General features: G+C 71.0%; 16 protein-coding genes. 5 read left to right on the plus strand and 11 right to left on the minus strand.

What is annotated here, in order from left to right; all coding sequences use genetic code 11:
• The first annotated feature begins 81 nt into the window (after positions 1–81).
• From AB0G01_RS21010 to AB0G01_RS21020, 3 genes are read left to right on the plus strand one after another with little or no spacing between them, the layout of a single operon-like run.
• Positions 82–1,131: a glycosyltransferase gene (locus tag AB0G01_RS21010; RefSeq protein WP_360947900.1), complete on the plus strand. Its 1,050-nt coding sequence runs from the start codon at positions 82–84 to the stop codon at positions 1,129–1,131.
• Entirely contained in the window at positions 1,116–2,549 is a 1,434-nt protein-coding gene (locus AB0G01_RS21015; protein ID WP_360947902.1) for a lipopolysaccharide biosynthesis protein, read from the plus strand. The genes AB0G01_RS21010 and AB0G01_RS21015 overlap by 16 nt, the downstream gene beginning before the upstream one ends.
• 40 nt (positions 2,550–2,589) lie before the next feature.
• A complete protein-coding gene (locus tag AB0G01_RS21020; protein WP_360947904.1) occupies positions 2,590–3,768 on the plus strand; it encodes a glycosyltransferase family 1 protein in 1,179 nt (392 codons plus the stop codon).
• Between the two features lie 757 nt (positions 3,769–4,525).
• On the opposite strand, the gene AB0G01_RS21025 is transcribed toward AB0G01_RS21020, so the two are convergent.
• Both AB0G01_RS21025 and AB0G01_RS21030 read right to left on the minus strand, forming a co-directional pair.
• On the minus strand, positions 4,526–5,596 hold the full coding sequence (locus tag AB0G01_RS21025; protein WP_360947906.1) for a hypothetical protein: 1,071 nt from the start codon (positions 5,594–5,596) through the stop codon (positions 4,526–4,528).
• A 278-nt stretch (positions 5,597–5,874) separates the two neighbouring features.
• On the minus strand, positions 5,875–6,756 hold the full coding sequence (locus AB0G01_RS21030) for a hypothetical protein (protein ID WP_360947908.1): 882 nt from the start codon (positions 6,754–6,756) through the stop codon (positions 5,875–5,877).
• Between the two features lie 168 nt (positions 6,757–6,924).
• Here AB0G01_RS21030 and AB0G01_RS21035 point away from each other — a divergent pair, with 168 nt between their 5' ends.
• Positions 6,925–8,046 carry a hypothetical protein gene (locus tag AB0G01_RS21035; protein ID WP_360947910.1) on the plus strand — a complete coding sequence of 374 codons (1,122 nt, stop codon included), beginning with the start codon at positions 6,925–6,927 and terminating at the stop codon, positions 8,044–8,046.
• A complete protein-coding gene (locus AB0G01_RS21040) occupies positions 8,043–9,413 on the plus strand; it encodes an O-antigen ligase family protein (RefSeq protein WP_360947912.1) in 1,371 nt (456 codons plus the stop codon). The genes AB0G01_RS21035 and AB0G01_RS21040 overlap by 4 nt, the downstream gene beginning before the upstream one ends.
• Positions 9,414–9,470: 57 nt before the next feature.
• Here the strand turns inward: AB0G01_RS21040 and AB0G01_RS21045 are convergent, their stop codons facing one another.
• From AB0G01_RS21045 to AB0G01_RS21085, 9 genes are all read right to left on the minus strand, one after another.
• A complete protein-coding gene (locus AB0G01_RS21045; RefSeq protein WP_360947914.1) occupies positions 9,471–10,028 on the minus strand; it encodes an acyltransferase in 558 nt (185 codons plus the stop codon).
• Entirely contained in the window at positions 10,025–11,119 is a 1,095-nt protein-coding gene (locus AB0G01_RS21050) for a DegT/DnrJ/EryC1/StrS family aminotransferase (RefSeq protein WP_360947915.1), read from the minus strand. Before AB0G01_RS21050 ends, AB0G01_RS21045 begins: the two co-directional genes overlap by 4 nt.
• Positions 11,116–11,769 (minus strand): NeuD/PglB/VioB family sugar acetyltransferase, encoded by a 654-nt coding sequence (locus AB0G01_RS21055; protein ID WP_360947917.1) that lies wholly within the window; start codon positions 11,767–11,769, stop codon positions 11,116–11,118. The genes AB0G01_RS21050 and AB0G01_RS21055 overlap by 4 nt, the downstream gene beginning before the upstream one ends.
• 54 nt (positions 11,770–11,823) lie before the next feature.
• The gene (locus tag AB0G01_RS21060; RefSeq protein WP_360947919.1) at positions 11,824–16,590 is read right to left on the minus strand and encodes a DUF4082 domain-containing protein; all 4,767 of its coding nucleotides are present in this window, start codon (positions 16,588–16,590) and stop codon (positions 11,824–11,826) included.
• A gap of 292 nt (positions 16,591–16,882) precedes the next feature.
• Positions 16,883–17,998 carry a DegT/DnrJ/EryC1/StrS family aminotransferase gene (locus AB0G01_RS21065; RefSeq protein WP_360947921.1) on the minus strand — a complete coding sequence of 372 codons (1,116 nt, stop codon included), beginning with the start codon at positions 17,996–17,998 and terminating at the stop codon, positions 16,883–16,885.
• The gene (locus tag AB0G01_RS21070) at positions 17,995–18,990 is read right to left on the minus strand and encodes an NAD-dependent epimerase/dehydratase family protein (RefSeq protein WP_360947923.1); all 996 of its coding nucleotides are present in this window, start codon (positions 18,988–18,990) and stop codon (positions 17,995–17,997) included. The genes AB0G01_RS21065 and AB0G01_RS21070 overlap by 4 nt, the downstream gene beginning before the upstream one ends.
• Positions 18,987–19,589: a dTDP-4-dehydrorhamnose 3,5-epimerase gene (rfbC, locus tag AB0G01_RS21075; RefSeq protein ID WP_360947925.1), complete on the minus strand. Its 603-nt coding sequence runs from the start codon at positions 19,587–19,589 to the stop codon at positions 18,987–18,989. The genes AB0G01_RS21070 and rfbC overlap by 4 nt, the downstream gene beginning before the upstream one ends.
• Positions 19,586–20,647: a Gfo/Idh/MocA family oxidoreductase gene (locus AB0G01_RS21080; protein ID WP_360947927.1), complete on the minus strand. Its 1,062-nt coding sequence runs from the start codon at positions 20,645–20,647 to the stop codon at positions 19,586–19,588. The genes rfbC and AB0G01_RS21080 overlap by 4 nt, the downstream gene beginning before the upstream one ends.
• Positions 20,648–20,660: 13 nt before the next feature.
• Positions 20,661–22,142, minus strand: coding sequence for a sugar transferase (locus AB0G01_RS21085; protein ID WP_360947929.1), 1,482 nt, complete (start codon positions 22,140–22,142; stop codon positions 20,661–20,663).
• Positions 22,143–22,243: the final 101 nt, after the last annotated feature.

The following is a 22,243-nucleotide window of genomic DNA, read 5'->3' on the forward strand; positions in this document are numbered from 1 at the left end:
TTATCCGCGCGCTGTGACGATCCGTGACGGGAGTTGTCGGCGGGCGGTTAACGATCCGACGCCGTCACCGATGTCTAACACGTGACTCAAGCCCCGACACGACCCACGGTCGACGTCGTCATACCCTGCTACAACTACGCGAGGTTCCTCGGAGCGTGCGTGCGCAGCGTGCTCGACCAGCCCGGCGTGGACGTGCGCGTGCTCATCATCGACGACACGTCGACCGACGACACGCCCGAGGTGATGGCGGAGCTCACCAAGGACCCGCGTGTCGAAGGTCGCCGCCACGAGGTGAACCAGGGCCACATCGCCACGTACAACGAGGGCCTGCTGGAGTGGGCCAAGGCCGACTACACCGTGCTGCTGTCCGCTGACGACCTGTTGGCACCGGGCGCGCTGGCCCGCGCCGCCGAGGTCTTCCAGGCGAACCCGAACGTCGGCATGGTGTACGGCCGGGTCGTGTACTACGCCGACCACGACGACCTGCCCTCGATCGTGACGCCGCCCGCCGGCCGCACCGTGTGGTCCGGAGTGGACTGGATCGAGAACCGCTGCCGCACCGGGCAGAACGTGCTGTCGTCGCCGGAGGCCGTGGTGCGCACGTCCGTCCAGCAGCGGGTCGGCGGCTACCGGCCGGACCTGCCGCACGCCGGCGACCTGGAAATGTGGATGCGCATCGCGGCCGTCTCCGACATCGGGTACGTGCGCGGCAAGCCCGCCGCGTACTACCGGGTCCACCAGCAGAGCATGTTCCGCACCCAGTTTTCGTCGGTGTTCGCGGACCTGGAGCAGCGGCAGGCCGTGTTCGACCGGTTCTTCGCCGAGCACCCGGACCTCCCGCCGCGCCTGAAGAACCTCGCCAACCGGTCCATCGCCAAGGACGCCCTGTGGCGCGCGGTGCGGGCGTACGACCGGGACAAGCTGGCCGAGATCCCCACCGAGGAGCTGGTGGAGTTCGCCCGCGAGGTCTACCCGCACGCCGAGCGACTGCCCGAGTACCGGGCGTTGGGGCGGCGCAAGGCGCTGGGCCCCGCGCTGTGCAGCCGCACGCAGGTGTTCGTCGGCGCGCACCTCGCCAAGCGCGGGCGCGGGCTGATCGGCAAGCAGGTCTGGAAGTGGCGCGGACAGTGACCACCCTGGAGGGCAAGGTCACCAGGGCGATCCGCTGGAGCGCCGTCAACAGCCTCCTGCAACGGGTGTCCCAGGTCGGCATCGGCGTCCTGATGGCGTGGCTGATCGCGCCCGAGCAGTTCGGCGTGTTCGCCGTCGCGCTCGTGGTGCTCAACATCGTGCTCAGCGTGAGCGAGATGGGCGTGAGCGTCGCCCTGGTGCGCACCGACCAGCCGGTGGCGAAGCTCGCGCCGACCGTCACCACGCTGTCGGTCCTGTCCGGCTGCCTGCTGTGCGGCATCTGCGTGGTCGGCGCGCCGTGGTTCGCCGACGCGATGAGCACACCGCAGGCCACCGGCGTGATCCAGCTCATGTCGGTGGCGCTGGTGATCGCGGGCGCGTCGGCCGTGCCGGGCGCGCTGCTCCAGCGGGAGTTCCGCCAAGACCACAAGTTCGCCGCCGACACGTCGGCGTTCGTCGTGGGCACGACGGTCGTGGTCGTGCTCGCGCTGATGGGCTTCGGCGCGTGGAGCCTGGCCTGGTCCCGGATCGCGACCAACCTGACCGCCGCCGTCGTGATGTTCGCCTTCACCAAGGAGCGCTACCGGCCGGGCTTCGACCGCCGCCAAGCGCGCGAGCTGCTCGACTTCGGCCTGCCGCTGGCGGGCGCGTCGCTGCTGGTGTTCGGCGTGCTCAACGTGGACAGCATCATCGTCGGCAGCGTGCTCGGCACCGTGCCGCTCGGCTACTACCTGCTGGCCACCAACCTGGCGAACTGGCCGGTGGGCGCGTTCTCCCAGCCGGTGCGCAGCGTGTCGCTGGCCGCGTTCTCCAAGGTCCGCGACGACCCGGACCTGTTCCAGCGGACGTTCACCAGGGCCCTGGGCCTGCTGGCGCTGTTCACCGTCCCGGCCTGCGTCCTGCTGGCGTCCCTGGCCGACCCCCTGGTCCGCACCGTCTACGGCGAGCGCTGGGCACCCACCGCCGCCGCCCTGGCCGCCCTGGTCCTGCTGGGTGCCATGCGGGTGGCCCTGGAGCTCGGCTACGACTACCTGGCCAGCGCCGGGCGCTCGCGGGCCATCCTCGTCATCCACGCCATCTGGCTGGTCGCCCTGGTCCCGCTGCTCGCGCTCGGCGCGCACCTGGACGGCATCCGCGGCGTGGCGCTGGCGCAGAGCGCCGTGGTGCTGGTGCTGATCGTGCCCGCGTACCTGATCGCGTTCCGGCCCTACGGCGTCAAGGTCAGGGCGCTGGGCGCGGCCGTGGCCCGGCCCGTGCTGGGCGGGGCCGTCATGGTCGTCGTCGCGCTCACCGTGCAGTGGTTCGTCCCGAACTCGTTGTGGCGCTTGATCATCGGCGGCGCGCTGTCGCTGGTGGCCTACACCGCCGTCGTCTTCCCCCTGCGCCACGAGGCGCTGGGACTGCTGCGAAGGGGTTAGCGTGAGGGCAATCCGGGTGTTCCGGCGGAGGGCGCACCAGATGTCCAGGATCGTCCAGGAGGAGGGCGTGCGGCAGTTGGGCGCACGCGCGCTGCGCAACGCGGCCAAACGCCTGGGCGCGGACTCCGAGGTGTTCCCGGTGCGCCTGGAGGACGTCCGGGCGGCCGACATCAGCCTGCGCAAGCCCCTGGTCGTCCCCCCGATCCCCGCCGACGGCTCCCTCACGATCAACTGGGTGAGCACCCCGCCGGCACCGGGCTCGGGCGGCCACACCACGATGTTCCGGCTGATCCACCACCTGGAGTCGCTGGGCCACACCTGCCGGCTGTACCTGTACGACGTGTACGGCAGCCGCGCCGAGGACCACGAGCCGGTGATCAGGAGCTCCTACCCGGCCTTCCGGGGCCCGGTGCTGGACGTGACCGAGGGCATGGCCGACGCCCACGCCGTGTTCGCCACCGCGTGGATGACGGCCTACCCGGTGTTCAACGACCCGTGCGCGGGCAAGAGGTTCTACCTGGTCCAGGACTTCGAACCGTGGTTCTACCCGGTGGGCGGCCTGTCCGCGCTGGCGGACAACACCTACCGGATGGGCTTCCACGGCTTCACCGCCGGCCGATACCTGGCCGAGAAGCTCCGCGCGGACGTGGGGATGCCGGCGGACTGGTTCGACTTCGGCTGCGACGCGGACCGCTACCACCTCAAGGAGAACTCCCGGCGGGACGGCGTGGTCTTCTACGCGCGCCGCCTGGCCCCCCGCCGGGCGATCGAGATCGGCCTGCTGGCGCTGGAGATCTTCGCGGAACGCCACCCGGACGTCGACATCCACACCTACGGCGAGAAGATCGGCTCGATCGGCCCCCGCCACACCGATCACGGCCTGGTGACCCCGGACCAGCTCAACGACATCTACAACAGGTGCTACGCGGGCCTGACCCTGTCGATGACGAACGTCTCGCTGGTGCCGCACGAGATGCTGGCCGCCGGCTGCCTGCCGGTGGTGAACGAAGCGCCGCACAACCGGGTGGTGCTCGACAACGACCACGTCCGCTACGCCCCCGCGACCCCCCACGACCTGGCCCGCGAACTGTCCGATGTGGTCACCACGCCGAACTTCGCCCAGGTGGCCGACACCGCGTCCGCCAGCGTCTCGGGCCGCTCGTGGGACGCCGCCGGCCACGAACTGGACAAGGTCCTGAGGCGGGAACTACAGGTCTGATCCCCTCACCGCCGCCTCACCGCTGTTCCCGCCGCCGAAGCGTGATCTCACGCCAGGCGGACCGGGCGGCGGCGTGGGCCGAGGACCGCCGCGCCCCTTCCGCGACCCGCCGCAGGACGCGGAAGCGGGCGGCGTAGCGGACAGGACCGAAGTGCGGCGACCCGGCGGGCCGGACCACGATCCCCGCGGAGCCGTCCCCGATACCCGAGCGTGCTGACAATGCGGTGCCTCCGCGCTAGAGCCGGTCGCGCCGTGCCGTGCCACAAGCACCATCGTCGAAGCCCGCCGCACCGTTAGCCGCAATGCCGCTCGGTCAAGGGCTGGGTGTGCCGGTCAAGGCTGGTCAGGCGGCAACGGAGTTCCGCTGGAACAGCGTCGGCCAAGATCACCGAAGTGCGGGAACTCCGTTGGGAGATCAGTCCGGGTGGTGGTCCGACTGCTGCCGGCGGCCGGGTTGTTCAGCGGGTTGAGCCATCGGCGGGTGTGGGCCGGGTTGGTCTCGGGCCTGGACGGACTGCCGGCGGCGATGCCGACGTCCACGGCGTCGGCATCGCGCCGACCGCGACTTCGCCGCCGCCGACCTGGGCCGCCTGCCCGACGGCTCGCGGCGCACGACACCGGGCGGGGTCGCGGTCCGGGTGGTCGACGCCGAGATCACCGCCGTCCTGAGCGGACGTAACCGGCACACCGGCCGTTACCGGCCGGTCACGACCCTGCTCGACAGCCGCCGCACCGCCTTGGCTGAGCGGCACTGCCGTCAGCCGGCCGCGAACCGGTACACGTGGACCTGGTAGGGCTCGAAGTCGTCGACGAGGACCCCGTCCACCACGGGCGCGGTCCGCCCTTCGTCCAGCACCTCGGCAACCCCGCCACGCACCGGCAAGGACAGCTCGACCCGCGTACGGGCGCTGCCGGGCCGCGCCTCGTCGCCGTCGGCCTGGGCGAACACGTAGTGCCACCCGTCGACCACCTTGTGCAGCACGGCGACCGGCACCGCTCCCGTCCCGCGCACACCGCCCGCAGAAGGCGCGTTCAACACGGGTGCGAGCGCCTGCAACCGCGCGTTGACCGACTTCAGCCGCTCGGCGACATCACCCCGGCTGATCGCGCTGACGAAATCGCCCCGCCCCTCCGGGTAGAAGCTGTGCGCGAAGTAGTTGATGCCGTTCGCGCCGTGCACGATGCAGTTCCAGACCGCCGACTCCACCTGATCAGGTGAAATCAATCCGCCGTCCTCATAAGGGTGCCCGGTCTCGACGAATCCGAACACCGGCTTGTCCACCCCGCACCACCGCCGCATGGTGTCGACCACCTCGCCGTACCGAAATGCGCCCACCACGCCGGACCCCAGGTCCGACCACCCGTAGTAGTCGGCCGATGCGATATCGGCCGCCGCGCAATAGGTGCGCATGTCGTCCTCGTAACTCTTCTCGACGTACCCGTAGCGCTCGCGCCCCCGGGGCGTCCCCATCCAGGCCCCGAAGTTCACGACCGTGGGCCGGGAGGAATCCTTGCCCCGGACCTCCTCGGCCAGCCGCAACACCGCCGATGGCTGGAGTTCGGGGTGCAGCCGCCCACCGTGGGCCTTCTGCATGTCGGGCTCGTCGGCCACGAGGTACCCGAGGAAGTGCCGGGCGCGCCCCGGATCGGCCAGCACGGCGTCGACCTTGCTGTACGAGACGTAGGCGGCCCACCCGGTGGCGGACAACCCGTCACGCCGCCGTGACCAGGACTCGTCGTCCCAGAGCCCCAACGTGGCCGAAACGCCGATCTCCTGATAAGCGGTTCCGGCCAACTTCCCCCCGACCACCTCGGACGGGTCCTGCATCCACACGTTGACCGGGAAAACCGACGGGTCCCCACCGGGATTGGGCCCATTCGCCCACCGGCGGTAATAGTCGGCCGTAGGCCCACCGACCAATTCCACGGGCACCACCGGAACGACCGCCGGGGCGCACGAAGACAACAAGACCACTACCCCGCCGACCAAACCCACGGCACGACCGAACCCCACCGCACACCCCGCCCACCGCATCGTGTCGTCCTCGACGGCCGGCCCGTCCGGCGAGGACGCCCCGGCCCTCCGGTCCCGGCCCCGAACCCCGATCACACGGGCGACGGCGACGTGGCGTCCCGGATCAGCACCTTGGCCTCGGCGGACCCGTCGGCGGGCACCTCGTGGATCGCCGCCAGCTTCGCGTCCTTCGGCACCGCCGAGAACACGAGCCGCCCGTCGTCCAGCCAGGTCGCCTGGTCGTCGATCCCCGCCGTCCCGGGCAGGCGGCGCTCCTCACCCGTCCGCAGGTCCAGCACCGCGAGGTCCCACGGCCCCAACCGCCCGATCCGCTTCTTGTAGGCGATCTTGGTCCCGTCCGGCGACAACGACGGGCACTCCGCGTCACGCCTCAGCGACGTGAGGCGTCGGTCGACCAGGTCGCCCTTCACCAGCCAGGTGAACCCGCCCGAGGCCAGCGTCGCGTAGAAAGTCCGGTCGTCCGAGGCCACGGTGAGTCCCCAGTAGTTCACGTCCTGTGCCGTGTGGACGTTCCCCTCGATCTCCGCCGTGAAGCCCTCCAACGACTCCACCGCCGTGCCGGACCTCACGTCGAAGTACCCCGTCCGGGTCGAGAACCCGCCCGGCACGGCGTACGAGTCGCCCGTCACGAATGACGTCCACGACACCACCTGGCCCGACGTGGACACCTTCGCCCGACTGGGCACGCCGGGCAGCGCCACCGAGCGCGAGGTACCGTCCCGGGTGACCTCGGCGGCGTACGTCGGCCCAGGTCCGGCCAGTTTCAGGCACACCGTCGTGCCCGCCGCCCGGTAGACCCGCTGGCAGGCCAGCGGGGTGCCGCTGCGGGCGTCGGGGGACGCCAGCGCGACCTCCTCGACCCGGCTCCGGCCGTCGGCCAGCTCGACGAACATGAGGTCGGCGTCCACGGCGGCCACCGGGGCGGCCGGTTGCTCCTGGACGACCCTCGCCACATACACCACACCGGCCGCGACGACCAGTACGATGGCACCGACGGCAATCGCGACACGTCGCGAGCCCAAGTCCATCACCACCTGTAACGACAAGGCGCGAGTCGGCCGATTTCAGAGTAACAAGCCCTCGTGGTGTCGCACCCGGGGTTGACACGGATCGAGGAGCGGATGGATTTCTGGGGTGCCGTGCGCACGCTGCGGAGACGGTGGTACATCGCCGTGCCCTCAGCGGTGGTCGCCGTCGCGGTGGCCGCCGGCATGTTCCTGTCGATCCCGACCCGCTACCAGTCCACGGGTGTGATGGTGCTGACCACGCCGGCGGCGGGTGGCACCTTCTCGCAGAAGGTCACGCCCGAAGAGGCCGTGAAGATCAACCCCCTGCTGGCGTTCGACGGCAGCCTGGCGACGACCTCGCAGATCCTGGCGCAGATCCTGGCCGACCCGAAGACCCGCGAGTCGCTCGGCATCACCAAGGGCTCGGTGCTGAACTACACCGCCACCGGCGGTGGCCAGAACGGCCCGTTCCTCTTCATCACCGGTGACAGCGAAGACCCCGAGACGGCCGAGACGATGGTCACCACGGTCATGGAGTTCGCGTCCAAGGAGCTCGAAGACCAGCAGCGCAAGCTGAAGGCCCCCGAGTCGACGTTCATCACCTCGCAGGTGATCGTGAACCCGACCGAGGCCGAGGCGCAGATCGGCGGGAAGGTCCGGTACGCCGGCGCGGCCTTCGTGCTGCTGATGCTGCTGACCACCGCGGCGACCTTCGGGGCCGACAGCATCATGAACAACATCAAGCGGCGCAAGGAGAGGGAGAAGGCCGCGGCCGCCGACGAGGACGAGCCGGAGCCGGAACCGGCCCAGGAGCCCCGGCAAGCGGTCAACGGCGCACCCCGCCGCACGCCGACGCCTCCCCTGCCGAAGTCCGCGCAGACCGCTCCCCCGACCCCTCCCGCGCCGACCCCTCCCGCGCGCCGCGCGCAGCCCACCGCCAGCGAGCAGACCGTCAAGGTGAAGGTCCCCGGCACGCCCACCGGCATCCCCGCCGCGAAGATCGGTCAGCGCGGCCAGGCGAAGCCCGGTGGCCTCACCGCGGCCCAGCAGGCGCAGCCCGGCACTCCCCCCGGCGGGGTGCCGGTCGGGAAACCGGGCCAGCCGCCGCAGAACACCGCGCAGAACACCCCGGGCAAGCCCCCGCCGAAGCCGCAGCCGACCGCCAGTGAGAAGACGGTGAAGATCGCGGTCCCGCCGCCCGCCCCCACCTGGCCGAGCAACGAAGACAGATCTTGACCGAGCGGCTCCAGCGGATCAGACAGCGAGCGGACGGCGCGACCCTCGTCTGCGTGTACCTGTTCGCCCTGCTGATCATCCCGGCCCGGCTGGTGCTGTCGTTCGTCCCGATGACGCTCCCGCCGGCCCTGGTGTTCGCACTGCTGCTCGGCGTCGTCTGGCTGGCCGCCCAGATGGTCGACACGCTCGGCATGGGCAAGGGTCGCAACGTCGTGCGCACCGCGCTCGGCCTCTACCTCGCCTCGCACCTCGCCACCTACGGCATGGCGACCAGGCGCTGGCTGCCCATCGACGAGCTCACCGTCGCCGACTCCAGCATCATCCGCATCCTCGCGACCCTCAGCGTGGCGGTCTTCATCTGCGACGCCGTGCGCACCCGGGAGCGCCTGGACAAGGTCCTGAAGCTGATCGTCGGCTGCTCGGCGATCATCGCGTTCGTCGGGTTGGTGCAGTTCGGGCTGGGCGTCGACCTGGCCGGGTACGTGAGCATCCCGGGTCTGCGGGCGCAGGAGAACGGCTACGCGGTGATGGAGTCGCGGTCGATCTTCCGCCGTCCCACCGGCACCACGAATCACCCGATCGAGTACGGCCTGATCTGCGCGATGGCGGTGCCGATGGCCACGCACTACGTGTTCAAGGCGCGGGACGACGGCACGCCGTACCAGCGGTGGCTGATCTGCCTGGCCCTCTGCGGCCTGGGCGCGATGACCGCGCTGTCGCGGACCGCGATCCTGGGCATGACGGTCGCCGGCATCGTGATGATCTTCACCTTGCCGCGCAAGCGGAAGATCACCGCCATGCTGGTGGGCGGCGGGTTCTTCCTCGGCGCGAGCCTGGTGGTGCCCGGCCTGTTCGGGACGCTGCGCGGCATGTTCTCCAACATCGAGGACGACCCGAGCGTGAAGGCGCGCACCGCGGACTACGCGGCGGCGGCCGAGCAGATCGACCTGAACCCGTTGCTGGGCCGCGGTTTCGGCACCTTCCTGCCGACCAAGTACACGATCCTCGACAACCAGTTCCTGCTGACGCTGATCGAGAACGGCTACCTGGGCGTGTTCGCCCTGGTCGGGCTGTTCCTGGCGGCCGGGTACGCGGTGCTCAACGTCCGCGTGATCAGCCAGGACGAGCATCTGCGCGGCGTCGCGGCGGCCGTGCTGTCCGCCGTGCTCGCCGGCGGGATCGCGGCGATCACGTTCGACCTGCTCGGCTTCGGCGTGGCGACCGGGATGGTGTTCACCATGGTCGGCTTGTCCGGGGCGATGCTGCGCATCGCCCAGCAGGAAGCCGCCGCCGAGGAGCGCACGCGGACCCTCAAGTCCCTGCTCACCCTGCGCCGACGCCCCTTCGCCAAACCACCCCGCCCCTGAACGCCGAACGGGCCCCGAGCCGACGCCCGGAGCCCGCCTCGCCGCGTGGCCCGGCGCTCAGCGCGCCACCAGCCCCTTGTCCCCCTCCGCGAACCGGTTCCCGCAGTCCGGGCACACCAGCCCCGCGTCCAGCCGCTGACCGCAGGAGCACACCCACCCCTTGTGCCGCGCGGGGTTCCCGGCGACGAACGCGTGCGCCGGCACGTCCTTGGTCACCACGGACCCGGCCGCCGCGAACGCGTGCCCGCCGATCTCCACGCCGCACACCACCACCGTCCCCGCGCCCAGCGACGCACCGCGCCGCACGACCGTGGCCAGCAGGTCGTCGCCGGTCCGCCGGATCGCCGCGCGCGGCCGGAGGTCGTTGGTGAACAGCACGTTCGGCCCGAGGAAGACCTCGTCCTCGCACACCACGCCGTCGAACACCAGGGTCCCGTTCTTCACGGTCACCCGGTCCCCGAGCACCGCCTTGCCCTCCACGAACGCGTTGTCGCAGATGTTGCAGTCGCGCCCGATCCGGGCTCCGGGCAGCACGTGCGCGAAGGCCCACACCCGGGTACCGGCCCCCACGTCGTCGCTCTCGCACAAACCTTTGGGGTGCACGAAAACGCTCATCGCACCGCCTCGGCCAGCGCCGCCACGACCCGCTCCTGCTGACCGGCCGTGATCTCCGGGAACAGCGGCAGCGACAGGATCTCCCCCGCCACCGCCTCGCTCACCGGGAAGTCGCCGCGGGCGTGGCCCAGCGAGTCGAACGCCCCGGTCAGGTGCACCGGCGTCGGGTAGTGGATGCCCGCGCCGATCCCGGCCGCGTGCAGCGCCGCGAGCACCCGGTCGCGCTCCGCGACCCGCACCACGTACAGGTGCCACACGGGGAGGTTGCCCTCCAGCACCACCGGCGGGGTCACGCCCGCCACCGGTTCCAGCAGCGCCGAGTACCGCGAGGCCGCCGCGCGGCGGGCCGTGTTCCAGCCCTCCAGCCGGCGCAGCTTCGCCGACAGCACCACGGCCTGCACCGTGTCCAGCCGGCTGTTGAACCCGAGCACGGTGTGCTCGTACTTGCGCGGCGACCCGTGCTCGCGCAGCAGCCGCACCGCCGAGGCCAGCTCGTCGGACGAGGTCAGCACCGCACCGGCGTCGCCGTACGCACCCAGGTTCTTGCCGGGGTAGAAGCTGGTCGCGGCGATGTCGCCGAGGCCGCCGACGGCCACCCCGTTGCGCCGCGCCCCCTGGGCCTGCGCCGCGTCCTCCACGACGGGCACGCCGAAGGACCGGAGCTCCTCCACCGCCGCCGCCTGGCCGTAGAGGTGCACCGGCACGATCGCCTTGGTTCGCGCCGTGAGCGCGTCGGCCACCAGGGAGGTGTCGATGAGCCCGGTGTCGGCGACGCAGTCCACCAGGACGGGCGTCGCGCCGGTCCGGGCCACCGCCTCGGCGGTGGCGATGAAGGTGTTGGCGGGCAGCACGCACTCGTCGCCGGGTCCGACCTCCAGCGCGCGCAGCGCCAGTTCGATCGCGTCGGTGCCGTTGCCGACCCCGACGCAGTGCGCGACCTCCTGGTAGGCGGCGAATTCCGCCTCGAACGCGGCGACCTGCCTGCCCCCGATGAACGCCGTGGTCTTGAGCACCTCGGCCCAGCCCTCGGCGACCTCGTCGGCCACCTGTTCGTGTTGCGCACGCAGGTCCACCAGCGGGATGTCGATCACGAACCGTTCCCCTCTCGCAGTCGTCCGGCCGGCACGCCCGCCCAGACCTCACCCGCGGGCACGTCGGTGAGCACCACCGAACCCATGCCCACCACCGCACCCGCGCCGATCGCCACGCCTTCCCGGACCGACGAACCCTGGCCCAGGTAGGCGCTCTCCCCGACGCGAACCGCACCGCCCAGCGACGCCCGGCCGGCGAGGGTGACCCCGTCGCCGACCTCGTCGTCGTGGGTGACCAGCACGTGGGGCATCGCGACGACGTGCGCCCCCAGGCGCAGCGGCGTCGTCACCACCACGCCCGCCAGCAGGACCGTCCCCGGCCCCACGACGGCCCCCGGCGGCACCGAAGCCGCCGGGTGCACCACGGTGGCCCACCGATCCTCCGGCAGGCCCAGCCGCCGCACCACGGTCATCCGGCCCAACGGCCGGCGCGCGCTCGCGACGCACACCAGCACGGCGGCGTCGGTCCGCTCGTGCACCAGCTCCGAACCGCCCAGCACGGGCAGACCGTCGAGGTCCGCGCCGTGCCGGGACGGGTCGTCGTCCAACGCGCCCACGGGGGTCCACCGCGCCGGCAGGAGCCGGACCGCCGCGAGCACCTCGCGCGCGAGCCCTCCCCCGCCGACCAGCAGCAGCGGCCGTGGTGTCATGCCATCCCCCCGAACGTAGGCCGGCCGGGTCCAGTGTGGACCCGGCCGGCGGTCTCAGCCGGTCGTGAAGACCACGTCGACCCAGTAGTGGTTGCCCTGGTAGCTGTTCGTCGGGAACCCGGGACCGACCTGGTACAGGCCGTTCGGGGCCCCGTCGGCCGTGGCCGGCGAGGTGAGCGGCGGCGAGGTCGCGGTGTAGCCCGCGAAGTAGCCGTGGTTCACCGCGTAGTGGCCGTTCGGCGCGGTGTAGGAGGCCACATAGGTCGTGCCCGCCGTCACCGCCAACGGCGTGTCGAACGTCAGCGTCTGCCAGCCGGTGGCCGTCTCGCCGCTGAACGTGCCGGTCTTCAGGGACACGCCGTCCCCGGACCACACCGTGCCGGTGTGGGTGCCGGTGTTGCCGGTGCCCTTGTAGAACTTCACGCCGGTGACCGACCCGTTGGTCGACGGGGTGAACCGCACGCCGAGCTCGTACGACCCGTTGTCGTCGGCCGACGTGGTCGTCGGCACGGTCGCCGAGCTGAACAGCGAGCACGGGCACGTCTGATCGGCGGTCGCGGTGAACGACCAGGTCAGCGGCGTGGCCATGATGTTCCCGCCGGTGTCGGCCGCCCGCACGCTCGCGGTGTACCTCGTGGTCGCCGCCAACGGCTCGGCGGGCGTCCACAGCACCGTCTGCCGGTCCGCGGACCTGGTCAGCGCGCCGTCGACCTTCGCGCCGCCGGGGTCGCTGACCGAGAACTGCGTGTTGGTCAGGTCGACCGGCTCGTCGAAGCTCGCCGTCACCTGGGTGGTGAGCGGCACGTCGACCGCGTCGGTCAGCGGGGTGTGGCCGGAGCTGATCGGTGCCGAGGTGTCGGCGTTGGGCGTGTAGACGACGTCCACCCAGTAGTTGTTGCCCTGGTGGGACGTGGTCGGGAACCCGCCGCCGGTCTGGAACACCCCGTTCGGGTTGCCCTCGCCGGTCTGCGGCGCGGTCAGCGGCGGCGCGTTGACGCCGGTCGCCTGGAAGTAGCCCTGGTCGATCGCGTAGTGGCCGTTGGGCGCGAAGTACGAGGCCGTGTAGACCAGGCCCGGTGCCACCGTGACCGGCGCGGCGAAGGTCAGCGTCTGCCAGCCCGACACCGTCTCACCGGTGAACGTGCCCGTCGCCAGGCGCACGCCCGCCGAGGACCACAGCGACCCGGTGTGGGTGCCGGTGTTGCCCTCGCCCTTGTAGAACTTCACGCCGGTGATCTGGCCGCTCTGCGTCGGGCTGAACCGCACGCCCAGCTCGTAGGAGCCGCCGTCGTCGGCCGAGGTGGTCGACGGCACGGTCGCCGAGCTGAACAGCGAGCACGGGCACGTCGCCGTGGTCGACGTGGTGAACGACCACGTCTGCGTGGACGCCATCGCGTTGCCGTTGACGTCCGCGAGCAGCACGCTCGCCGTGTAGCGGGTGTTGGGCCTCAGCGGACCGGTCGGCGTCCACGTCACGGTCTTCTGGTCGCCGGACAGCGCGACCGTGCCGTTCAGCTTCGCGCCGCCCGGGTCGGTCAGCCAGATCTGCGTCGACGCCGGGTCCATCGCCTCGGAGAACACCAGCGACAGCGAGGAGTTCGGCCCGACGTTCGTGGCGTCCGTCCCCGGCGTGCGGGTGGTGAGGGTCGGCGGCGTGGAGTCGCCGTTGAGCCCGTTCTTGTAGATCACGTCGACCCAGTAGTTGGCCGCGTTGTACGAGGTCGTCGGGAACCCGCCGCCCGCGCCGTAGCGGTACAGGCCGTTCGGGCCGTCCGTGCCGTTGGACAGCGCGCGCAGCGCGCCGTAGCTGGCGCTCTGCCCGTCGAAGTAGCCCGGCGTCACGGAGTAGTGCCCGTTGGGCGCGTAGTACGACACCACGTAGGTGGTGTTCGCCTGGACCACGACCGGGGAGGCGAAGGTCAACGTCTGCCAGCCGCTCGCGGTCTCGTTGCCGAACGTGCCGGTCGCGAGCAGCAGGCCGTTCGCCGACCACAGCGAACCCTTGTGGGTGCCGGTGTTGCCCGCGCCCTTGAAGAACCGGACGCCCAGCACCTCGCCCTTGCCGTTGAAGCGGACCTTGGTGCCCACCTCGACGGCGGTGGCGTCGTCCGCGCTCGGCGTGACCGGTGACGCGAAGTCGTCCCAGATCGTGCACGGGCACGTCGCCGGGCGGTTCGCGCCCGTCGTGAAGGTGAAGTCGTGCTGCGGCGTCTGGTTGCCCGCCGCGTCCTTCACCCGGACGCTCGCCGAGTAGCCGGTGCCGGCGGTGAGGGCGGCGTTCGGCGTGAACTGGGCGGTCTTGCCGTTGCCGGTCACCGAGGTGGTGCCCGCGACGTTCACGCCGCCCGGACCGGTCAGCGTGAACTGGAGCGAGCCCGGGTTGACCGCCTCGTCGTAGGTCGCGCTGAGGGTCGGGGTGAGCGCGACGCTGGCGGCGCTCGCCGGCGGTGTGGTGGTGACCAGTTCCGGCGCGCGGGTGTCGGGGCCGGGGTCCGGTGCCCACACCACGTCGACCCAGTAGTTGCTGTCCTGCGACGACCGGTCGGGGAAGCCCGTGCCGGAGCGGAACACGCCGTTCTTGCCGTCCACGTCGGTCTGGAGGCCGGTCAGCGGTTCCAGGTACTTCGAACTGCGGCTGAAGTACTCGGTGTCGACCGAGAAGTGCCCGGTCGGCGACACGTAGGACACGACGTAGGTCGTGTTGCCGGTGACCGCCACGGGTACCGGGAACAGCAGCGTCTGCCAGCCGCTCGCGGTCTCGTTGACGAACGTGCCGGTCGCCAACTGCTGGCCACCCGCCGTCCACAGCGTCCCGGTGTGCGTGCCGGTGTTGTTGGGCCCCTTGTAGAACTTGACGCCCCGGACGTAGCCGTCGGTGTTGGACCGCCACTTCACGCCGAGTTCCAGCGCCGAGCCGTCCAGGATGTCCGGGGTCTTCGGCGTCTCGCCGGCCGCGAAGATGCCGCACGGGCACGTGCGCGCCGCCACGCCGGGAGAAGCGGACTTGGGGGTGGAGAGGTTCAGCGAGTCGTCCACCGCGCGCACCCGCAACTGCGCCGGCCCGGACGACGGGGGCGTGTAGGTGTAGGTCCAGGACGTCTGGCCCGCCTGCCACACGGCCGGGTGCCAGCGGATGCCGCCGTCGGTGGACACCTCGACGCCGGTCACCTGACCGGAGTCGGTGACGGTGCCGGAGAACGTGTAGGGCTGGCCCACGCCGGAAACCGCCGGCACGGTGGTGTAGGTCACGTTCGGCGGCGTCGTGTCACCGGTCGCGGTCGCCTGCACCAGGCCGGGCATCAGGGTGGTGGCCTGGACGCCCATGTCGGCCAGGAAGTTCACCGTCGCCTGCTGCATCCGGACGTCGGAGGTCGGCGTGTTGGTGAGGAACGCGTGCTCGTCGTCCAGACCCCACGCCCACTGCACCGTGCCCGCGCCGAAGACCAGCGAGCCGGACGGGTGCTTGTAGTAGGTCAGCGCGTGGGTCTTGGTGTCCGGCGTGTAGTGGTCGCCGTGGTTCTGGAGCACGTACGGGCCGTCGAGCATGGCGACCGTGGTGCGGGAGAACTGGCCGACGCCCGCCGGCTGGTAGCCGTTGTCCTCCACCGAGTTCCACTCGTAGCCGAGCGTGCCCGGTTGGAACGTGTACGTGGAGCCGGTAGCCATGCTCTGCAACGACGTGTGCCGCCAGAGTCGCATCTTGCCGTACGCGGCCGGGACCTGGAGGGAGTCGTCGCGGCGGCCGTTGACCGTGAAGATGTTGCCCAACAACGAGTTCTCCGGGCGTCCACCGTCCTGCTCGGGGTAGCGCGGGTCACGCCAGGTGCCGGTCCAGTCCGGCAGGCCGTCGCTCTGGGTGCCCTTGGTCTCCTTGTAGGAGGCGACCGTGCGCCAGTCGGTCGCGGAGGAGTCGATGCTCTTCTCCCACCGGGTCTTCCAGAAGATCTCGTTGCCGGTCAGGAACGCCAGGTGCACGCCGGCGTCGCGGGCCGCCTCGACGTTCGCGCGCTGCTCGTTGGACCAGTACTCGTCGTGCCCGACCGCCATGAACACCTTGTGGTTCTTGATCAGGTGCCCGCGACGCGCGCTGTCCACGTCGGTGGTGTAGCTGACGTCGTAGCCGTTGCGCTCCATGAAGCGCAACATCGGGTACTCGGCGTTGAAGATGAAGTTCTCGTCGCCGTCACCGCCGGTGTACGGGCGGTTGTAGCTCACCTTGTACGCCTGACCGCCCTGGCCGGGACCGTCGCCGAAGTACAGCGAGTTGCCGCCGTAGCGGTTGTAGGCGACCCAGGTCGAGTCCGACGTCTGGAACAGGACCTTCGAGGTGCTCGTGTCGTCGCGGAGGACGAACGCGATCTCGTTGCGGAGGCCGTTGTCGTTGCGGGTGACGCGGGCGTAGTAGATGCCCGAGACCGCGTTGGCCGGCACGTTCCAGGTCAGGGACACGGCCCAGTTGCCGCAGTCGATGAGGGCGCTGGGGGTGTCGCGCAGGCACGGCGGCTGGTTCTGCGGCGTGTTGCGCGAGATCGAGTCGACCTGCCGCGCGCCGACGCCGTTGTACCAGCCGAGCCGGAAGATGTCGATCGTGTACGAGGAGGCGTTGGTCAGCATCTTGAACGCGACCTGACCACCGGGAGTGGCGCTGATGTCCGTGGTGTAGCCCAGGATGGAGTCGTCCCGGGACGACACCTGCCAGTCCGGGGTGCCCGGTTTGGTGTTCTCGCAGAGCACCTTGTTGACCACGGGCGCGTCACACGGGGCGGCGTTCGCGACCGTCGCGGTGAGCAGCACCAGGGGGGTGACGCAACCGGCCACCATCAACACTGCGCACAGAGCCCTGACAAGACGTCTTGCGGGCGACGCCATAGACCACTCAACTCCTCGAACGCACTCCGTAGCGCGGCAGTCACTACTCCCCGTAGTGCAACCTTGTTGCTCCGAACGTCGGCTTTCCGTACCAAGCCGTTAGCCCGGTGGATATCTCTTTTGGATGACAATGCCGAACCCGGGGGCCGTAGTCACTCAGCGTGACCACTGTGGGCACGCCGAGGCCCGGTGGCCGGGCCCTGCTCCCGGCCACCGGGTTTCCGGCCGACGCCGGCCGCCCCCGCTAGGCGGTGGCGGCGTTCAGCGCTTCGACGACCTCGTCCTGCTCCTCGTCGGTCAGACCCACGAAGTGCGGCAGGAGGATGTGGTCCGCCGCCACCCTCTCCGTCACCGGCAGCGACGGCGTGGCGTCGCCCGCGTGGTACACGGGCTCCAGGTGGCACGCGGTGATGCGCCGGGTGGCCACGCCGCGCTGCGCCATCGCGTTCATGACGTCGATCCGGGCGTGGTCGGTCAACCGCACCAGGTACGACTGGTAGACGTGCCCGAACCCGGCCGGCTCGTGCGGCAGGACCAGCGACCTGTTGCCCGCCAGCAGCTCGTCGTAGCGGGCCGCCAGCGCGCGGCGGGACTTCACGACGTGGTCCAGCTTGCCGAGCTGCACCACGCCGACCGCGGCCTGGATGTCGGTCATCTTGTAGTTGAAGCCGACCTCGTCGTAGCTCTCCGCGATCACCGCGGTCGACGTGTGCCGGGTGAGCGTGGAGATCGAGGCCGCGTGCGCGCGCAGCGCCCTCAGCTTCGCCGCCACCTCGGAGTCGTCCGTGGTGACCACGCCGCCCTCGCCCGTGGTGAGGATCTTGCGCGCGTCGAAGGAGAACACGGTGATGTCGCTGATCGTGCCCAGCCGGACGCCGTCGATGGTCGCGCCGTACGCGGGCGCGGCGTCCTCGACCAGGTGCAGGCCGTGCTCGCGCGCGATCTCGCGCAGCGCGTGCAGGTCCGCCGGCAGGCCGATCTGGGACGCGGGCATGATCGCCTTGGTGCGCGGCGTGATGAGCCGCTCGACGTGCGCCGGGTCGATGTTGTAGGTGCGCTCGTCGATCTCCGCGAACACCGGCGTGGCACCGGTGTAGCGGATCGAGTTCGGCGTCGCGATGAAGGTGAACGACGGGCAGATCACCTCGTCGCCCGCGCCGATGCCCAGCGCGGCCAGCGCGAGGTGCAGGCCGGTGGTCGCGCTGTTCACGGCCACCGCGTGCTTCGCGCCGACCTGCTCGGCCACCAGCTCCTCGAACTTCGCCGCGCGCGGGCCGACCGACAGCCACCCGGACAGCACCGCCTCGGCGGCGGCGTCGGCCTCTTCCTGGCCGACGTAGAGGCGGGTGATCGGGATCATGCCTGGGCTCCTCGGAGGTTGGGGTTGCCCGCGGCGGTCTCGACGCGCCACCACTCGACGAGGTTCTCCAGACCCTCGTGGAGGGACACCGTGGACTCGAAGCCCAGCTTGGTGCGGGCGGACTCGGTGCTCGCCAGCCGGCGCGGCACGGCGTTCACCTTGCGCTCGGGGCCGTGCTCGGGGCGCAGGTCGGTGCGGCCCATGACCTCCAGCAGCGCGTCGGCGAGCTGGGCCAGGCTGGTCTCGGTGCCGGAGGCGACGTTGAACACCTCGTCGGACACGTCGCTCTTGGCGGCCAGCACGTTCGCGCGGGCGATGTCGGAGATGTAGACGAAGTCCATGGTCTGGCTGCCGTCGCCGAGGATCAGCGGCGGGGTGCCGGCCGCGATGCGCTCCATCCAGCGCACCAGGACCTCGGTGTACACGCCGAACACGTCCATGCGCGGGCCGTACACGTTGAAGTACCGCAGGGCCACGTAGTCCAGCCCGTACATCTCGTTGAAGCTGCGGAGCAGGCCCTCGTTGTAGACCTTCGCCGCGCCGTAGAGCGTGCGGTTGGCGTAGGCGTGGTGGCTCTCCTCGGTCGGGAAGACGTCGGCCAGGCCGTAGACCGACGCGGACGACGCCGCGACGACCTTGTGCACCTTCGCCTCGACGGCGGCCTCCAGCACGTTGAACGTGCCGGTCGCCAGCACGTCGTGCGCCAGGCGGGGCTCCTCCGCGCACTGCGTGATGCGGATGGCGGCCTGGTGGAAGACCAGGTCCACGCCGTCCACGGTGGACTTCACCAGGTCCACGTCGCGCAGGTCACCTTCGACGAACTTCACCGCGCCGGCCGCGAGCGGGGCCGCCAGGTTCTCCATCCGGCCGCGCACGAGGTTGTCCAGCACGACGATCTCGGCGACGCCCTCGTCGAGGAGCTGGTCGGCGATGGTCGAGCCGATCAGGCCCGCACCGCCGGTGATCAGGACACGTGCGTCACGCAGGTTCACGCTGATTCTCCGTAGTGGAACGCCGGGTTCTCCAGGTAGGTCGCCAGGCTGGGGTTGGCACTGTCCTTCGCGGACAGGGTCGGGTCCTCGATCGGCCACGGCACGCCGACGTCCGGGTCGTTCCACGCCAGCAGGCCCTCGGCCGCCGGGTTGTGGAAGCCGGTCGTCTTGTACTGCACCTCGGCGATGTCCGAGAGCACCGCGAAACCGTGCGCGAACTCCGGGCCCATCAGGAGCTGGGTGCGGTTGGTCGCGGAGAGCTCGATGCCGAACCACTCGCCGAAGGTCGGCGAACCGACCCTGATGTCGACCACCACGTCCCAGATCGCACCGACCGTGCAGCGGATCAGGCGGTGCTGCGGGGCCAGGCCGTTCTGGAAGTGGAAGCCGCGCAGCACGCCCGCGGACGACCGCGAGTGGTTGTCCTGCACGAAGTCCAGATGCAGGCCGTGCTGCTCCCAGCGCCGCTTGCTGTAGGACTCGAAGAAGAAGCCGCGCTCGTCCTCGAACCACTCGGGCTGGACGACGAACACGCCTTCGATCCCGGTCGGCGTGACCGTCATGTCCATGCCCTGCTTCGGGGCCGCTACCCCAGTCATGCAACCGCCTCTTCCCAGTTGGCCGGACGAACGTCCCGCACCGTCACAAATTCCCCGCCGGCGGCCAGGCTCGCCGACGCCGCCTCCAGGATGGCCAGCACCCGCAGGCCCGACCACCCGTCGGTGAGCGGGGCGCGCTTCTCCGTGATGGAGGCGGCGAACTCCGCCATGACCCCGCGCAGCGCCTCGCGCTCGGGCAGCGCGGGTGCCACCGTGTCGCCACGGCGGTAGGACACGATCGCCTGCGTGCGCGCCTCGTCGCCCTCGATCACGTCCGCGCCCCGGTCGTGCACCGACAGGCGCTGCACGACGTTCAGGTCGTCCCACACGACGGTGCGGCGCGAGCCGCCCACGATCATCGTGCGGATCTTGGTCGGCGACAGCCAGTTCACGTGCACGTGGGCCTGGACGCCGTCGGACAGGCCGAGCGTCAGGTGGCCGACGCAGGCCCGGCCCGCGCCGATCGGGTCCGACCCGTGCGCCGAGACCCGCGTCACGCGCACGTCGTCGGGCAGGATCGCGTCGAAGATCGACAGGTCGTGCGGCGCGAGGTCCCAGAACACGTCCACGTCGGGCTGCACCAGCCCGAGGTTGACCCGCACCGAGTCCAGGTACTGCACGGTGCCGAGCTCGCCGGCGCGCACGAGCTGCCGCAGGTGCCGCACGACCGGCGTGTAGACGAAGGTGTGGTCGAGCATCAGCACCAGGCCGCGGTTCTCCGCTTCCCGCACCAGCTCCAAGCCCTCCGCGTAGCCGGCCGCCAGCGGCTTCTCCACCAGCACGTGCTTGCCGGCCCGCAGCGCGGCCATCGCCACCGGGAGGTGGGTGGCCGCCGGGGTGGCGATGGCGACCGCGTCGACCGCGGGGTCGGCCAGCACGTCGTCCAGCGAGCCGGAGACGCGCACGGTCGAGTAGTCGCCGAGCACCCGGCGGGCGCGTTCGGTGTCCAGGTCGCACAGGTACCGCAGCTTGAGGCCGGGGGTGGCCTGGGCGTTGCGCACCAGGTTCGGCCCCCAGTACCCGGCACCGATGACGGCGACGCCGATCGGCTGGTCCATCTCGCTCCTCATGTCAGTAGGCCCCCTGACCGCCGAAGACGGCGCGGAAGGTCTTCCACAGGATCAGTGCGTCCAGCGCCAGCGACCAGTCCTCGACGTAGCGCAGGTCCAGCCGGACGGATTCCTCCCACGACAGGTCGCTGCGCCCGGAGACCTGCCACAGGCCGGTGAGGCCGGGCTTGACCATCAGGCGGCGGCGCACGTCGGGGGCGTACTTCGCGCTCTCCTCGGGCAGCGGCGGACGGGGTCCGACCAGCGACATCGACCCGGAGAGCACGTTGAACAACTGCGGCAGCTCGTCCATCGAGTAGCGGCGCAGCACCCGGCCCACGGCGGTGACGCGGGGGTCGCGCTTCATCTTGAACAGCACGCCCGCGCCCTCGTTCACCGACTCCAGCTTCGCGCGCAGCGCGTCGGCGTTGGTGACCATGGTGCGGAACTTGACGATCGTGAACGGCTTGCCGCCCTTGCCCACCCGGCGCTGCTTGTAGAGCACCGGCCCCCGGGTGTCGACCATGATCGCCACGGCGACCGCGAGCAGCACCGGCGACAGCAGTCCGATCAGCAGGAACGAGCCGACCTTGTCCACCATCGCCTTGATCACCCGGCGGAACCCGGTGAACGACGGCTCGGTGACCCGCAGCAGCGGCATCCCGAGCACGCCGGTGACGTGCAGGCGCGGGCCGGCGAAGTCCATCAGGGCGGGCGCGACGACCATCTCGGTGCCGGTGCCCTCCAGGTCCCACGCGAGCTGCTGGAGCCGGCGCGGCGTCCAGTAGGCGTCCGGGGTGACCGCGACGATCCGGTAGCCGCCCCGGCGGACCTGCTCGGCGAGCTCGCCGAACCGGCCGACGACCGCGATGCCGTCCAGCTCGACGCCGACCTCCGCGCGTCCGTCCACTGTGCACACCGCGTCGACCCGCCAGCCGAGGTGCGGCGCGCGGCGGGTGCGCGAGATCAGGTCCTGGACGGTGTCCACGTTGCCCGCCGCGAGGACCGGCAGCAGGCACTTGCCCTCGCCCCGGGCGCGATGCAGCGGGCGGCGCAGCGCGTAGCGGACCGGGAACGCCACGAGCGCGATCGCCGGGCCCACCACGAACACCCACAGGCGGGCACCGGGCATCCCGGCGGCCAGCGCGCCCAGGCCGAGCGCGACGACCGAGCCGAACAGGCCCCGGCCCAGGCGGCGGAACTCCTCCGCGCCCTGGCCGAGCACCGAGGTGTTCCAGACCCGGTTGAGGAACAGCGATCCGAGCACGACACCGACCGTGACCGCTTCCAGCACGAGCAGCGGCAGCGGGCCGAAGGTCAGGTGGTTGGCGGACAGCACCGCGCCGGCGAGCACCACCACGAGGAGGGTGCACATGACGTCGGCGGCGATGACGCCGTACCGGTAGGCGGGCTCCCACGTGCTGACGGTGGGATGGGTGGTGCGGTTGGTCGTCCTCACCCCCGCGACAGGTCTGCGTCGCGTGGGTTGGGCCTGCTCGCTCATCGCTGTGCTCCCCGGTTCGGCCGGTTCGGACGTGCAACATCGCAGGGCATCCCCGACGGACCCGCGTGTGGTGTGTGGCAAATGTGCGGTCGGCGTTTTTT

Source organism: Actinosynnema sp. NPDC023587 (assembly GCF_040640215.1).
Taxonomy (GTDB): Bacteria; Actinomycetota; Actinomycetes; order Mycobacteriales; family Pseudonocardiaceae; genus Actinosynnema.